Genomic DNA, 13,588 nt, shown 5'->3' with positions numbered 1-13,588 from the left:
AAAATGAAACTTGTCGTGTGAACGATAATACTCATTCTTGATGAATTGTGAAACAGTTGCCCTTGGGTCGTTTTGCGAGTTGAAGTCAAGAAGAGGAAAAAAACAAAAAGGAGAAATACTCATGGCAGTAATTTCAATGAAACAACTTCTTGAGGCTGGTGTACACTTTGGTCACCAAACTCGTCGCTGGAACCCTAAGATGGCTAAGTACATCTTCACTGAGCGTAACGGAATCCACGTTATTGACTTGCAACAAACTGTAAAATATGCAGACCAAGCATACGATTTCATGCGTGATGCAGCAGCTAACGATGCAGTTGTATTGTTCGTTGGTACTAAGAAACAAGCAGCTGATGCAGTTGCTGAAGAAGCAGTACGTTCAGGTCAATACTTCATCAACCACCGTTGGTTGGGTGGAACTCTTACAAACTGGGGAACAATCCAAAAACGTATCGCTCGTTTGAAAGAAATCAAACGTATGGAAGAAGATGGAACTTTTGAAGTTCTTCCTAAGAAAGAAGTTGCACTTCTTAACAAACAACGTGCACGTCTTGAAAAATTCTTGGGTGGTATCGAAGATATGCCTCGTATCCCAGATGTGATGTACGTAGTTGACCCACATAAAGAGCAAATCGCTGTTAAAGAAGCTAAAAAATTGGGAATCCCAGTTGTAGCGATGGTTGACACAAATACTGATCCAGATGATATCGATGTAATCATCCCAGCTAACGATGACGCTATCCGCGCTGTTAAATTGATTACAGCTAAATTGGCTGACGCTATCATCGAAGGACGTCAAGGTGAAGATGCAGTAGCAGTTGAAGCAGAGTTTGCAGCTTCAGAAGCTCAAGCAGATTCAATCGAAGAAATCGTTGAAGTTGTAGAAGGCGACAACGCTTAATTTATATAAATAGTATTACCTAGGAGGGCGGGGCTTAGCCCGGCTCTCCTATTTTTAAAAAATATAGGAGAATCAAAATGGCAGAAATTACAGCTAAACTTGTAAAAGAGTTGCGTGAAAAATCTGGTGCCGGTGTTATGGACGCTAAAAAAGCGCTTGTAGAAACAGACGGTGACATCGAAAAAGCGATTGAATTGCTTCGTGAAAAAGGTATGGCTAAGGCAGCTAAGAAAGCTGACCGTGTTGCTGCAGAAGGTTTGACTGGTGTTTATGTTAACGGTAATGTTGCAGCAGTTATTGAAGTAAACGCTGAAACTGACTTCGTTGCGAAAAACGCTCAATTCGTTGAATTGGTAAATACTACAGCTAAAGTTATTGCTGAAGGAAAGCCTGCTAATAATGAAGAAGCACTTGCTTTGACAATGCCTTCAGGTGAAACTCTTGAAGCTGCATACGTATCTGCAACAGCAACTATCGGAGAAAAAATCTCATTCCGTCGCTTTGCATTGATTGAAAAAACAGATGCACAACACTTTGGTGCTTACCAACATAATGGTGGACGTATCGGTGTTATTTCAGTTGTTGAAGGTGGAGACGAAGCACTTGCTAAACAATTGTCAATGCACATCGCAGCGATGAAACCAACAGTTCTTTCTTACAAAGAATTGGATGAGCAATTCGTTAAAGATGAATTGGCACAATTGAACCACGTTATCGACCAAGACAACGAAAGTCGTGCAATGGTTAACAAACCAGCTCTTCCACACTTGAAGTATGGATCAAAAGCTCAATTGACTGATGAAGTGATTGCCCAAGCTGAAGCTGACATCAAAGCTGAATTGGCTGCAGAAGGCAAACCAGAAAAAATCTGGGACAAAATCATCCCAGGTAAAATGGACCGCTTCATGCTTGACAACACTAAAGTTGACCAAGCTTACACACTTCTTGCACAAGTATACATCATGGATGACAGCAAGACAGTTGAAGCATATCTTGAATCAGTTAACGCTTCAGTAGTTGAGTTCGCTCGCTTTGAAGTTGGTGAAGGTATCGAGAAAGCTGCAAACGACTTCGAAGCTGAAGTTGCAGCTACAATGGCAGCAGCCTTGAATAACTAATAATAAAAAGGAAGCTAAATTGCTTCCTTTTTTCTATGCAGTCGATCTTTATAGGGAGATGTTCCTATTTTTAGGGTATAAATAAAAAGCCCTATAATAAGGGCTAAGTGTATTTAGGAGACTACACTTCAAATTCATAGAGTGCTGTAGAGAGATAACGTTCACCGTTATCTGGTGCTAGAGCAAGAACTTTTTTACCTGTACCTAATTTCTTGGCAACCTCAATGGCTCCGTAGATAGCTGCAGCTGAAGAAATCCCTACAAGGAATCCTTCTTTTCCACCAATTTCACGGCCGAGTGTTAGTGCATCGTCTGATGTTACACGAACGATACCATCATAAGCCTTTGTATCCAGTGTATCAGGAATAAATCCAGCTGAGATACCTTGAATTTTGTGTGGTCCAGGTTTTTCACCAGATAGAATAGCAGATTCGTCTGCCTCTACTGCAAAAACTTGAATGTTAGAATTTGCTGATTTGAGTGCATGAGAAACACCAGAAATCGTTCCACCGGTACCCACTCCAGCAACAAAGGCATCTAGTCCATCTTTACCGAAAGCAGCTAGTATTTCAGCTCCTGTTGTTCTTTCGTGTACTTCTGGATTAGCTGGATTGTCAAATTGAAGAGGAAGGAAACCACCACGTTCAGCAGCGATTTCTTGAGCCTTAGCAATAGCACCTTTCATTCCCTCGCTGCCAGGAGTTAGGACGAGTTCAGCGCCATAAGCTTGGATAATCTTACGTCGTTCTACACTCATAGTTTCAGGCATAACGATGACGACTTTATACCCTTTAGCAGCACCTACCCATGAAAGTCCAATACCAGTGTTTCCACTTGTTGCTTCAACAATAGTAGAACCAGGTTTCAGAATACCGTCTTGTTCAGCTTTTTCAATCATGCTAAGAGCAATACGATCTTTTACAGAAGAACCAGGGTTGAATGCTTCAAGCTTTACATAGACGTCCGCAGCCCCTTCTGGCACGATGTTGTGGAGTTTAACAATCGGAGTTTGACCGATTAATTCAGTAATGTTGTTATAAATAGACATATGAATACCTCTTTGTATAAGATATTTCTAGTATAACGCTATCTATACCATTTGTAAAATATAGAAATCCTATCGAAGTGATAGGATTTTTTTATATCACAGGTCTAAGCCATTAATTTTCAAGCGATTGTGATAAGCTAATTCTAATAAATAGGTGTAAAGTGGAACGATATCCGTTTTCTTAGGGAATTCAAATTTATGAGCACTAAAATGCTCATTATGTGCTTTTAGAAAAACATTTTCTAAATAAGTAATAGTAATTTCACTATCATCTATACCTGCTCCTGCAGTTTCCATTTCAACGTTAATAATGTTCATTAAAAAGATTGATTTAATGGACATCTTACGACCAGTAGCACCTTTTTTATCTGTAAAGATAATACGTATATTTGTAAATATAATTGAGTCACGAATCAGTTTATATCCACTTTGAATTTCTTCATTTTCTAGTAGATATTGTCCATATTCTTTGATAAGAGTTTCTTTGTTTTGCTCGCTAAAGTTACCAGCGAGTCCTTGAATGAATTTACCAAATGCCATATTTTTCTCCTTTGTTTACACTAAGTTTACAGGAACTTCAACTTCTCGTAAACCTTGATCAGTTAAGATAACTTTTCCATGAAAAAACTCTACCAGTGCAGCTTTAATATTTTCTTTTTCTTCTTTATTAACATAAATCATCGTATCCACTTGATCTGTAAAGTTTGTATCAAGTTCCATGAGATCATGTTCCTTAAGGAAGTTACTGTACTCTTGGTACTGAGCGTAAGACATTTGAATAGCAATGCCAGCTTGTTCCTTTATTTCAATGATACCAATTTCCTTGACAGCTAAGGCAACACTGCCGGCGTAAGCACGAATCAATCCTCCAGCGCCTAGCTTAATGCCTCCAAAGTAGCGTGTCACTACTACACAGACATTAGTAAGATTGTGATTTTCTAGTACTCCAAGCATGGGAACGCCAGCAGTACCACTGGGTTCACCATCATCACTTGTCCGTTTAATTTCACTACGTTCCCCAATAATAAAGGCTGAGCAGTTATGCGTAGCTTTGTAGTGTTCTTTTTTGATGGCAGTAATAAAGTCCCGAGCTTCTTCTTCGCTATAAACACGCTTTGCATGACAGATAAAGCGCGATTTTTTAATTTCTTCTTGGACTTGACCGTCCTCTTTAATTGTTCTAAATTCCATGATTTAATTGTACTAAAAAATTATCTAAAGCGCTAGGTTTTTACGAATAAAGAAGTATGAAAGTAAATCCAAATTATCTCGGTCGGTTGTTTACTGAGAATGAATTAACAGAAGAGGAACGTAAGTTGGCAGAGAACATTCCAGCAATGAGAAAGGAGAAGGGGAAATTTTTCTGTCAACGTTGTAATAGTACTATTCTAGAAGAATGGTATTTACCTATCGGTGCTTATTATTGTCGGGAGTGCTTAATTATGAAGCGAGTTAGGAGTGATCAAGCTTTATACTATTTCCCACAGGAGGATTTTCCGAAGCAAGATGTTCTTAAATGGCGTGGCCAATTAACTCCTTTTCAAGAGAAGGTGTCAGAGGGATTGATTCAAGCAGTAGATAAGCAAGAACCAACCTTGGTACATGCGGTAACAGGAGCTGGAAAGACAGAAATGATTTATCAAGTAGTAGCTAAAGTGATCAATGCGGGTGGTGCAGTATGCTTGGCTAGTCCTCGCATAGATGTTTGTTTGGAGCTGTACAAGCGCCTGCAAAAGGATTTTTCTTGCGAGATAGCCCTCCTACATGGAGAATCAGAGCCGTATTTTCGAACACCATTAGTTGTTGCGACGACCCATCAGTTATTGAAGTTTTATCAAGCTTTTGATTTGCTGATAGTGGATGAAGTAGATGCTTTTCCTTATGTTGACAATCCCACGCTTTACCACGCTGTCAAGAATAGTGTAAAGGAGAATGGCTTGAGAATCTTTTTAACAGCAACTTCTACCGATGAGTTAGATAGGAAGGTTCGCATCGGAGAATTAAAACGATTGAGTTTGCCTAGACGATTTCATGGAAATCCATTGATTATTCCTAAGCCAGTTTGGTTATCGGATTTTAATCGCTATTTGGATAAGAATCGTTTGTCACCAAAGTTAAAGTCTTATATTGAGAAACAGAGAAAGACAGCTTATCCGTTACTCATTTTTGCTTCAGAAATTAAGAAAGGGGAGCAATTAAAAGAAGTCTTACAGAAGGAATTTTCGCATGAAAAAATTGGTTTTGTGTCTTCAGTTACGGAAGATCGATTAGAGCAGGTGCAAGCTTTTCGAGATGGAGAACTGACAATACTTATCAGTACGACAATCTTGGAGCGTGGAGTTACCTTCCCTTGTGTGGATGTTTTTGTAGTAGAAGCCAACCATCGTCTGTTTACCAAATCTAGTTTGATTCAGATTGGTGGACGAGTTGGACGAAGCATGGATAGACCGACAGGAGATTTGCTTTTCTTCCATGACGGGTTAAATGCTTCAATCAAAAAGGCAATTAAGGAAATTCAACAGATGAATAAGGAGGCGGGTCTATGAAGTGTTTATTATGTGGGCAGACTATGAAGGCTGTTTTAACTTTCAGTAGTCTTTTACTTCTGAAGAATGATGCCTCCTGTCTTTGTTTAGATTGTGATTCTACTTTTGATAGGATTGGAGAAGAGAACTGTCCAAACTGTATGAAAACAGAATTGTCAACAAAGTGTCAAGATTGTCAATTTTGGTGTAAAGAAGGAGTTGAAGTCAGTCATAGAGCGATTTTTATTTACAATCAAGCTATGAAGGATTTTTTCAGTCGGTATAAGTTTGATGGAGACTTCCTTTTAAGAAAAGTCTTTGCTTCAGTTTTAAGTGAGGAGTTAAAAAAGTACAAAGAGTATCAATTGGTTGTAATTCCCCTAAGTCCTGAAAGATTGCTCGAGAGGGGATTTAACCAGGTTGAAGGTTTAGTTGAAGCAGCAGGGTTCTCTTTTCAAGACTTACTAGAGAAGAGAGAAGAGCGAGCTAGTTCTTCCAAAAATCGTTCAGAACGCTTGGCAACAGAACTTCCCTTCTTTGTCAAAAGTGGAGTCACTATTCCTAAAAAAATCCTACTTATAGATGATATCTATACTACTGGAACAACTATAAATCGTATGAAGAAACTGTTGGAAGAAGCTGGTGCTGAGGATGTAAAAACATTTTCCCTTGTAAGATGAGGAAAAAATTTGCAAAAATAAAATGAAAGCGTTATAATGAAATCAGAAAAACAAAAATGTTTAGAAAGAAGGTACTCATATGATTAAGTATAGTATCCGTGGTGAAAACCTAGAAGTAACAGAAGCAATTCGTGATTATGTAGTTTCTAAACTCGAAAAGATCGAAAAGTATTTTCAAGCTGAACAAGAGTTGGATGCTCGAGTTAACTTGAAGGTGTATCGTGAAAAAACTGCTAAAGTGGAGGTGACGATTCCACTTGGTTCAATTACTCTTCGTGCAGAAGATGTGTCTCAAGATATGTATGGTTCAATTGACCTTGTAACCGATAAAATTGAACGTCAGATTCGGAAAAATAAAACAAAAATCGAGCGTAAAAATAAAAACAAGGTAGCAACTAGTCAATTATTTACAGATGCTTTGGTGGAAGATCCAAATGTTGTCCAGTCTAGAGTTGTTCGTTCAAAACAAATTGATTTAAAACCAATGGATTTGGAAGAAGCTATTTTACAGATGGATTTGTTGGGACATGATTTCTTTATCTATGTGGATGTTGAAGATCAGACAACCAATGTGATTTATCGTCGTGAAGATGGCGAGATTGGCTTGTTAGAAGTTAAAGAATCTTAATTTCAATATGTGTAAAGGAAGGTTTACTAAATTGTAAACCTCCTTTTTCTTATAATTGATAGAATTACTGATTACACTTTTAAAAAGTCGCTTTTTGGTGGTTATTATGGTATAATGGGTGCCAAGAGGTTTGGAATGAAAAAATTTTATGTAAGTCCTATTTTCCCCTTAATATTAGGAATAGTGGCGTTCGGAGTGCTATCTGTGCAACTTGTTTTTGTAACGAATACACTGGTAACGCTATTTCTTTTGCTACTTATTTTGGGTTCATATATTTTACTATTCATCCATCAGAGAGACTACTACTCAAAGAGTGAAGTAGAACAAATCCAGTATGTAAACCACCAAGCTGAAGATAGTTTGACAACCTTGTTAGAACAGATGCCTGTCGGAGTTATTAAACTAGACTTATCGTCAGGTGAAGTTGAATGGTTCAATCCTTACGCTGAATTGATTTTGACTAATGAAGTGGGGGACATTGATGTTGCATTAATTCAAACAATTATAAAGGCGTCTGTGGGAAATCCAGGTTCTTATGCCACCTTGGGTGAGACTCGCTATTCGGTTCATATGGACAAGGTATCTGGTGTTCTTTACTTCTTTGATGTGTCTGGAGAATACGAAGCGACTGTTGAGTTAGTGACGAGTCGTCCGGTTATTGGAATTGTTTCCGTTGATAACTATGACGATTTAGAAGATGCGACATCGGAGTCTGACATTAGTCATATTAACAGTTTTGTAGCCAATTTTGTTTCAGAATTTGCTGGGAAGCATGCCATGTTCTCCCGTCGAGTAAGTATGGATCGTTTTTATCTGTTTACGGACTACACGGTGCTTGAGGGCTTGATGAATGATAAATTTTCTGTTATTGATGCATTCAGAGAAGAGTCGAAACAGAGACAGTTGCCCTTGACTTTAAGTATGGGATTTTCTTATGGTGATGGAAATCATGATGAGATAGGGAAAGTTGCATTGCTCAACTTGAACTTGGCTGAAGTGCGTGGTGGCGACCAAGTGGTTGTTAAGGAAAACGACGAAACGAAAAATCCAGTTTATTTTGGTGGTGGGTCTGCTGCCTCAATCAAACGTACACGGACCCGTACGCGCGCTATGATGACAGCTATTTCAGATAAAATTCGTAGTGTGGATCAGGTTTATGTAGTTGGTCACAAAAATCTAGATATGGATGCTCTTGGCTCTGCTGTAGGTATGCAGTTGTTTGCCAGCAATGTGACTGAAAATAGCTATGCTATTTATGACGAAGAACAAATGTCGCCGGATATTGAACGAGCTGTTTCATTTTTAGAAAAAGAAGGAGTTACGAAGTTGTTGTCTGTTAAGGATGCAATGGGCATGGTGACCAATCGTTCTTTGTTGATTCTTGTAGACCATTCAAAGACAGCCTTAACTTTATCAAAAGATTTTTATGATTTATTTACCCAAACCATCGTTATCGACCACCACAGACGGGATCAGGATTTTCCAGATAATGCAGTTATTACTTATATCGAAAGTGGTGCAAGTAGTGCCAGTGAGTTGGTAACGGAATTGATTCAGTTCCAGAATTCTAAGAAAAATCGTTTGAGTCGTATGCAAGCAAGTGTTTTAATGGCTGGTATGATGTTGGATACTAAAAATTTCACCTCACGAGTGACTAGTCGGACATTTGATGTTGCTAGCTATCTCAGAACGAGAGGAAGTGATAGTATTGCTATCCAAGAAATTGCTGCGACAGATTTTGAAGAATATCGTGAGGTCAATGAACTGATTTTACAAGGGCGTAAATTAGGTTCAGATGTACTAATAGCAGAGGCTAAGGACTCGAAATGTTATGATACAGTTGTTATTAGTAAGGCAGCAGATGCCATGTTAGCTATGTCAGGTATTGAAGCGAGTTTTGTTCTTGCGAAGAATACACAAGGATTTATCTCTATCTCAGCTCGCAGTCGCAGTAAGCTGAATGTACAACGGATTATGGAAGAGCTGGGAGGTGGAGGCCACTTTAATTTGGCAGCAGCTCAAATTAAAGATGTAACCTTGTCAGAAGCAGGTGAAAAACTGACAGAAATTGTATTAAATGAAATAAAGGAAAAGGAGAAAGAAGAATGAAAGTAATCTTTTTAGCAGATGTTAAAGGAAAAGGAAAAAAGGCGAAATTAAGGAAGTACCAACAGGGTATGCGCAAAACTTTCTTATCAAAAAGAATCTAGCCAAAGAAGCGACTGCTCAAGCTGTAGGTGAACTTCGTGGTAAACAAAAATCTGAAGAGAAAGCTCACGCTGAGATGATTGCAGAAGCAAAAGCAATTAAAGCCCAACTTGAAGCAGAAGAAACTGTTGTAGAATTTGTTGAAAAAGTTGGTCCAGATGGCCGTACTTTTGGTTCAATTACGAATAAGAAGATTGCAGAAGAATTGCAAAAGCAATTTGGAATTAAGATTGATAAACGTCATATCCAAGTGCAAGCTCCGATTCGGGCGGTTGGTTTGATTGATGTGCCAGTGAAAATCTATCAAGATATCACAAGTGTGATCAATCTTCGTGTGAAAGAAGGGTAAATTTACACTTTCTTGACAAGATTGTAAAAGGAAGGGAAGTCTGATGGCAGAAGTAGAAGAGTTACGAGTACAACCTCAAGATATCTTAGCTGAGCAATCCGTTTTAGGGGCTATCTTTATTGACGAGAGTAAGCTTGTTTTTGTGCGAGAATATATTGAGTCTCGAGACTTTTTTAAGTATGCCCATCGTTTGATTTTCCAAGCTATGGTCGATTTATCCGATCGTGGCGATGCTATAGATGCAACAACGGTTCGTACCATTCTTGATAATCAAGGTGATTTACAGAATATTGGTGGCTTGTCTTACTTGGTTGAGATTGTCAATTCTGTGCCAACTTCTGCTAATGCGGAGTATTATGCTAAGATTGTTGCAGAGAAGGCCATGCTACGTCGATTAATCTCCAAGTTGACAGAGTCTGTCAATCAAGCTTACGAGGCTTCACAACCAGCTGATGAAATCATTGCTCAGGCAGAAAAAGGTCTGATTGATGTTAGTGAAAATGCAAATCGAAGTGGATTTAAGAACATTCGAGATGTGTTGAATATCAACTTTGGAAATCTGGAAGCTCGCTCGCAACAAACGACCGATATTACAGGTATTGCGACAGGCTATCGTGACTTGGATCATATGACGACTGGACTTCATGAGGAGGAGTTGATTATCCTAGCAGCCCGTCCAGCGGTTGGTAAGACAGCCTTTGCCTTGAATATTGCTCAGAATATTGGGACTAAGTTGGACAAAACAGTTGCTATTTTTTCACTCGAAATGGGTGCAGAGAGTCTAGTAGACCGTATGCTTGCGGCAGAAGGTTTGGTAGAATCGCATTCTATCCGTACGGGTCAATTGACCGATGAGGAATGGCAAAAATATACCATTGCTCAAGGGAATCTAGCGAATGCAAGTATCTATATCGATGATACGCCAGGGATTCGGATTACAGAGATTCGATCACGTTCACGTAAACTTGCTCAAGAAACGGGTAATCTAGGTTTGATTTTGATAGACTATTTGCAGCTTATAACGGGAACAGGTCGAGAAAATCGTCAACAAGAAGTTTCAGAAATTTCACGTCAGTTGAAAATCCTAGCCAAGGAACTGAAAGTTCCCGTAATTGCACTAAGTCAGCTTTCTCGTAGTGTAGAACAACGTCAGGACAAGAGACCAGTCTTGTCTGATATTCGTGAATCTGGGTCTATTGAGCAGGACGCTGATATCGTAGCTTTTCTTTATCGCGATGATTATTATGAGCGTGGTGGTGGTGAAGAAGAGGAAGGTATCCCAAATAATAAGGTAGAAGTTATTATCGAGAAAAACCGTAGTGGAGCTCGTGGAACGGTGGAATTAATTTTCCAAAAAGAATACAATAAATTTTCAAGTATCTCAAAGAGGGAGGCATAAGATGTCAGATGCATTTACAGATGTAGCCAAGATGAAAAAAATCAAAGAAGAAATCAAGGCACATGAGGGACAAGTCGTAGAAATGACTTTGGAGAATGGTCGTAAGCGCCAAAAAAATAGATTGGGTAAGTTAATTGAGGTTTATCCATCCCTATTTATCGTTGAATTTGGGAACGTTGAAGGAGATAAACAAGCTAATGTTTACGTTGAATCCTTTACTTACTCAGATATCCTTACAGAAAAGAATTTGATTCATTATTTTGATTAAAGTGAGAAATTTTCTCACTTTTTATTTTTTCTCCGAATAGTTTAAGTGAAGGTAATCTTCGATTTATATTATTTTTCAAGGAGGAAGAATGAAAAGTTCACCATTTAAAGTAACAGAGTCAGGATTTTCTATTAGAAAGTCAGTTAAAAAGGTTGTTCCTTTTTTAGTAGTAGGATTGATGTTGTCAGCTGGAGAAAGTGTTCATGCTAACAGTTCTTATGCTCGTGGAGATGATTATCCTGCTTATTATAAAAATGGGAGTCAGAGTATTGATAAGTGGAGGATGTATTCTCGTCAGTGTACTTCATTTGCTGCTTTTCGCTTGAGTGGAGTAAATGGTTTTGAGCTTCCAGGAGCTTATGGTAATGCTGGTGAATGGGGTTATCGTGCTCGTCGTGAAGGTTATCGTGTCGATAATACACCAGCTATCGGATCTATTGCTTGGTCTACTGCAGGAGGTTATGGCCATGTTGCTTGGGTTTCAAATGTGATGGGAGATAATATAGAAATTGAGGAATATAACTATGATTATAAAGGTAATTATAATAAACGAATTGTAAAAGCAAACAAGATGACCGGTTTTATTCATTTTAAAGATTTATCAAGCAATTCTAAAGAAGTCCCAAGCAGTTCAAAAGATTCGACAAGCAATCATGTTGTGACCAGTCAATCGTCATCTTTGATGAGAGGAACTCATTATTTTAAGGTGGAGACTCCTATTAAAGATCAACCATTATTGAATGCAACTCCACTTGCATATTATTCTCCAGGTGAGAGTGTTCATTATGATCAGGTGATAGAAAAGGATGGTTACAAGTGGTTGAGTTATATTTCTTATAGCGGGAGTCGACGTTATATTCAGTTGGAGGGAGTGACTTCGTCACAAAATCAATCAGTAAATAAATCTAATCATGGTTCAAATAATGGATTGACTGTGGGTTGGAAGAAAATAAATGGTAGTTGGTATTATTTCAAATCAGATGGTTCTAAGGCGACGGGATGGCTGAAAGATGGTTCTACCTGGTATTATTTGAAATCATCTGGTGAAATGCAGACAGGCTGGTTACAGGAGAAAGGATTTTGGTATTATCTAGATGACTCAGGGGCAATGAAAACGGGCTGGTATCAAGTCTCTGGTAAGTGGTATTATTCTTACTCTTCAGGTGAGCTAGCTGTTAATACAATAGTAGACGGTTATACTGTAAATCATAATGGTGAGTGGATTAAAGAAAAATAAACTAAAAAACTTGATTCATTATCATTTTTAACTATATTCAAAAGTAATTAGCACTATTTTAAATATTTACTTGAAGCGTTCTTATATATTTTTTTATTGTAGCTTGTTTGATCCGAACTATTTTCATGAGATAAATTCTTTAATAAAGAATTTATTGCTTATCTAGGTTTCCGTAGTAATATTAGAAAGTTAAAAATATGTTTATATTAACATATCATTTCATAATCGACATAAATATATTTTTTAAACAATTTAATATATTGTTTTTGTTAATCTATATTAAAAGTTGTAATAGAGAGAAATATAATTCCAAAAAGTGGCGTTTTAAAAATGGATAAAAAGAAAATGATTTTGACTAGCTTAGCTAGTGTTACGGTTTTAGGGGCGGTTTTTGCTGTGTCTCAACAGTCGGTTGTAAAAGCTGATGCACCTACAGCTACTAGCACATCTGGAGAAACTGGAGCCACACCTGTGGTTAAAACTCCAAAAACTGAAGTCGAAAAAGCTAAAGAAGATTTAACTGAAGCTTTGAAACAAATCCCTGATAACGAGTTGCTTGACAAAAAAAGCAGAAGAAGAATTATTAAAGGCTGTTGAGTCTGGTGAATTAAATGCTTCTGATATTCTTGCTGAGTTAGCAGATGATGCTGAAAAAGCACAAGATACTAATCAAACAATTAAAACAGAAACTCCTGTATCTAAGGACAAGCTTCCTGAAGAGGTGCAAGCGGGAATTGCAGAAGGTGAAGCAGCGGATGCTGATCGTCCTGAATCAGAAAAATTGCAAGACAAAGCTGATGATTTAACTGAAACAATTGAAAACTTGACGGATGATGCTGAGAAATTAAAAGCCGATGCTGAAAAGAAAGCTGAAATTGGTAAGGAAGCTATTCTAGATTCCGTTGAAAAAGGTTATTTATCTGCTAAAGATGTTCTGAAAGAATTAGAAAACGACTATAACACTAGAAACAAAGCTCCTAAAAAAGAAGCTTCTAAACCAATCGTTAAAAACTTACAGACAAAGCTGATGATTTAGCTGAAAAAATTGAAAAATTAACTAAAGAAGCTGATAAAGAAAAAGCTAAGGCAGTAGAAGAGAAAAATGCTGCCTTAGATAAACAAAAAAACCTTAGAAAAAGCTAAAGTTGCTCTTGAAACAGCTAAAACGAATAAAGCTGATCAAGATGTTATCGATAAATTACAAGATGCTGTAACTAAACTAGAAGG

Annotated in this window: 14 protein-coding genes and 1 pseudogene; 12 read left to right on the top strand and 3 right to left on the bottom strand. The window is 37.9% G+C overall.

All coding sequences use genetic code 11. From position 1 onward, the window contains the following. The first annotated feature begins 121 nt into the window (after positions 1 to 121). Both rpsB and tsf read left to right on the top strand, forming a co-directional pair. Positions 122 to 901 carry a 30S ribosomal protein S2 gene (gene rpsB, locus SK578_RS09955; RefSeq protein ID WP_007556349.1) on the top strand — a complete coding sequence of 260 codons (780 nt, stop codon included), beginning with the start codon at positions 122 to 124 and terminating at the stop codon, positions 899 to 901. 77 nt (positions 902 to 978) lie between these two features. Further along, entirely contained in the window at positions 979 to 2,019 is a 1,041-nt protein-coding gene (gene tsf / locus SK578_RS09950) for a translation elongation factor Ts (RefSeq protein WP_033682512.1), read from the top strand. A gap of 121 nt (positions 2,020 to 2,140) precedes the next feature. Here tsf and cysK read toward each other — a convergent pair whose 3' ends face one another. From cysK to SK578_RS09935, 3 genes are all read right to left on the bottom strand, one after another. Next, positions 2,141 to 3,067 carry a cysteine synthase A gene (gene cysK / locus SK578_RS09945; RefSeq protein ID WP_042751842.1) on the bottom strand — a complete coding sequence of 309 codons (927 nt, stop codon included), beginning with the start codon at positions 3,065 to 3,067 and terminating at the stop codon, positions 2,141 to 2,143. A 96-nt stretch (positions 3,068 to 3,163) separates the two neighbouring features. Next, positions 3,164 to 3,607, bottom strand: a complete 444-nt coding sequence (locus SK578_RS09940; RefSeq protein WP_042751840.1) for a PH domain-containing protein — start codon at positions 3,605 to 3,607, stop codon at positions 3,164 to 3,166. A gap of 15 nt (positions 3,608 to 3,622) precedes the next feature. Further along, positions 3,623 to 4,258 carry a YigZ family protein gene (locus SK578_RS09935; RefSeq protein WP_042751837.1) on the bottom strand — a complete coding sequence of 212 codons (636 nt, stop codon included), beginning with the start codon at positions 4,256 to 4,258 and terminating at the stop codon, positions 3,623 to 3,625. A 56-nt stretch (positions 4,259 to 4,314) separates the two neighbouring features. Between SK578_RS09935 and SK578_RS09930 the strand changes: the two genes are divergently transcribed. The 10 genes and pseudogenes from SK578_RS09930 to SK578_RS11305 all read left to right on the top strand — a co-directional run bounded on the left by SK578_RS09930 (position 4,315) and on the right by SK578_RS11305 (position 13,397). Continuing rightward, on the top strand, positions 4,315 to 5,613 hold the full coding sequence (locus SK578_RS09930) for an ATP-dependent helicase ComFA (RefSeq protein WP_042751834.1): 1,299 nt from the start codon (positions 4,315 to 4,317) through the stop codon (positions 5,611 to 5,613). Beyond that, positions 5,610 to 6,272, top strand: a complete 663-nt coding sequence (locus SK578_RS09925) for a ComF family protein (RefSeq protein WP_042751833.1) — start codon at positions 5,610 to 5,612, stop codon at positions 6,270 to 6,272. Before SK578_RS09930 ends, SK578_RS09925 begins: the two co-directional genes overlap by 4 nt. Positions 6,273 to 6,351: 79 nt before the next feature. Then, positions 6,352 to 6,900, top strand: a complete 549-nt coding sequence (gene hpf / locus SK578_RS09920) for a ribosome hibernation-promoting factor, HPF/YfiA family (protein ID WP_000599100.1) — start codon at positions 6,352 to 6,354, stop codon at positions 6,898 to 6,900. A 135-nt stretch (positions 6,901 to 7,035) separates the two neighbouring features. Continuing rightward, positions 7,036 to 9,009 (top strand): DHH family phosphoesterase, encoded by a 1,974-nt coding sequence (locus SK578_RS09915; RefSeq protein WP_042751831.1) that lies wholly within the window; start codon positions 7,036 to 7,038, stop codon positions 9,007 to 9,009. Further along, positions 9,006 to 9,457, top strand: a pseudogene (gene rplI / locus SK578_RS09910) (50S ribosomal protein L9). The gene SK578_RS09915 and the pseudogene rplI overlap by 4 nt, the downstream one beginning before the upstream one ends. 43 nt (positions 9,458 to 9,500) lie before the next feature. Next, entirely contained in the window at positions 9,501 to 10,856 is a 1,356-nt protein-coding gene (gene dnaB, locus SK578_RS09905; RefSeq protein ID WP_042751830.1) for a replicative DNA helicase, read from the top strand. A gap of 1 nt (position 10,857) precedes the next feature. Continuing rightward, positions 10,858 to 11,124, top strand: a complete 267-nt coding sequence (locus SK578_RS09900) for a Veg family protein (RefSeq protein WP_042751828.1) — start codon at positions 10,858 to 10,860, stop codon at positions 11,122 to 11,124. 88 nt (positions 11,125 to 11,212) lie between these two features. Further along, positions 11,213 to 12,361, top strand: coding sequence for an SH3 domain-containing protein (locus tag SK578_RS09895; RefSeq protein WP_042751826.1), 1,149 nt, complete (start codon positions 11,213 to 11,215; stop codon positions 12,359 to 12,361). A 330-nt stretch (positions 12,362 to 12,691) separates the two neighbouring features. After that, positions 12,692 to 12,958 carry a hypothetical protein gene (locus SK578_RS11310; protein WP_042751825.1) on the top strand — a complete coding sequence of 89 codons (267 nt, stop codon included), beginning with the start codon at positions 12,692 to 12,694 and terminating at the stop codon, positions 12,956 to 12,958. Beyond that, positions 12,918 to 13,397 carry a hypothetical protein gene (locus SK578_RS11305; RefSeq protein WP_042751824.1) on the top strand — a complete coding sequence of 160 codons (480 nt, stop codon included), beginning with the start codon at positions 12,918 to 12,920 and terminating at the stop codon, positions 13,395 to 13,397. Before SK578_RS11310 ends, SK578_RS11305 begins: the two co-directional genes overlap by 41 nt. The last annotated feature ends 191 nt before the right edge of the window (positions 13,398 to 13,588 follow it).

It is taken from the genome of Streptococcus mitis (assembly GCF_000722755.1).
Classification (GTDB): Bacteria; Bacillota; Bacilli; order Lactobacillales; family Streptococcaceae; genus Streptococcus; species Streptococcus mitis_CM.
Note: the sequence above shows the minus strand (reverse complement) of the source record. Positions and strands in the feature narration are given on the sequence as shown.

Excerpts from the sequence above, each read along its gene's own strand:
- dnaB (WP_042751830.1), top strand. The coding sequence starts at position 9,501 with ATGGCAGAAGTAGAAGAGTTACGAGTACAACCTCAAGATATCTTAGCT.
- SK578_RS09935 (WP_042751837.1), bottom strand. The coding sequence starts at position 4,258 with ATGGAATTTAGAACAATTAAAGAGGACGGTCAAGTCCAAGAAGAAATT.
- SK578_RS09900 (WP_042751828.1), top strand. The coding sequence starts at position 10,858 with ATGTCAGATGCATTTACAGATGTAGCCAAGATGAAAAAAATCAAAGAA.
- SK578_RS11310 (WP_042751825.1), top strand. The coding sequence starts at position 12,692 with ATGGATAAAAAGAAAATGATTTTGACTAGCTTAGCTAGTGTTACGGTT.
- SK578_RS09915 (WP_042751831.1), top strand. The coding sequence starts at position 7,036 with ATGAAAAAATTTTATGTAAGTCCTATTTTCCCCTTAATATTAGGAATA.
- tsf (WP_033682512.1), top strand. The coding sequence starts at position 979 with ATGGCAGAAATTACAGCTAAACTTGTAAAAGAGTTGCGTGAAAAATCT.
- cysK (WP_042751842.1), bottom strand. The coding sequence starts at position 3,067 with ATGTCTATTTATAACAACATTACTGAATTAATCGGTCAAACTCCGATT.
- SK578_RS09895 (WP_042751826.1), top strand. The coding sequence starts at position 11,213 with ATGAAAAGTTCACCATTTAAAGTAACAGAGTCAGGATTTTCTATTAGA.
- SK578_RS09940 (WP_042751840.1), bottom strand. The coding sequence starts at position 3,607 with ATGGCATTTGGTAAATTCATTCAAGGACTCGCTGGTAACTTTAGCGAG.
- hpf (WP_000599100.1), top strand. The coding sequence starts at position 6,352 with ATGATTAAGTATAGTATCCGTGGTGAAAACCTAGAAGTAACAGAAGCA.
- SK578_RS09930 (WP_042751834.1), top strand. The coding sequence starts at position 4,315 with ATGAAAGTAAATCCAAATTATCTCGGTCGGTTGTTTACTGAGAATGAA.
- SK578_RS09925 (WP_042751833.1), top strand. The coding sequence starts at position 5,610 with ATGAAGTGTTTATTATGTGGGCAGACTATGAAGGCTGTTTTAACTTTC.
- rpsB (WP_007556349.1), top strand. The coding sequence starts at position 122 with ATGGCAGTAATTTCAATGAAACAACTTCTTGAGGCTGGTGTACACTTT.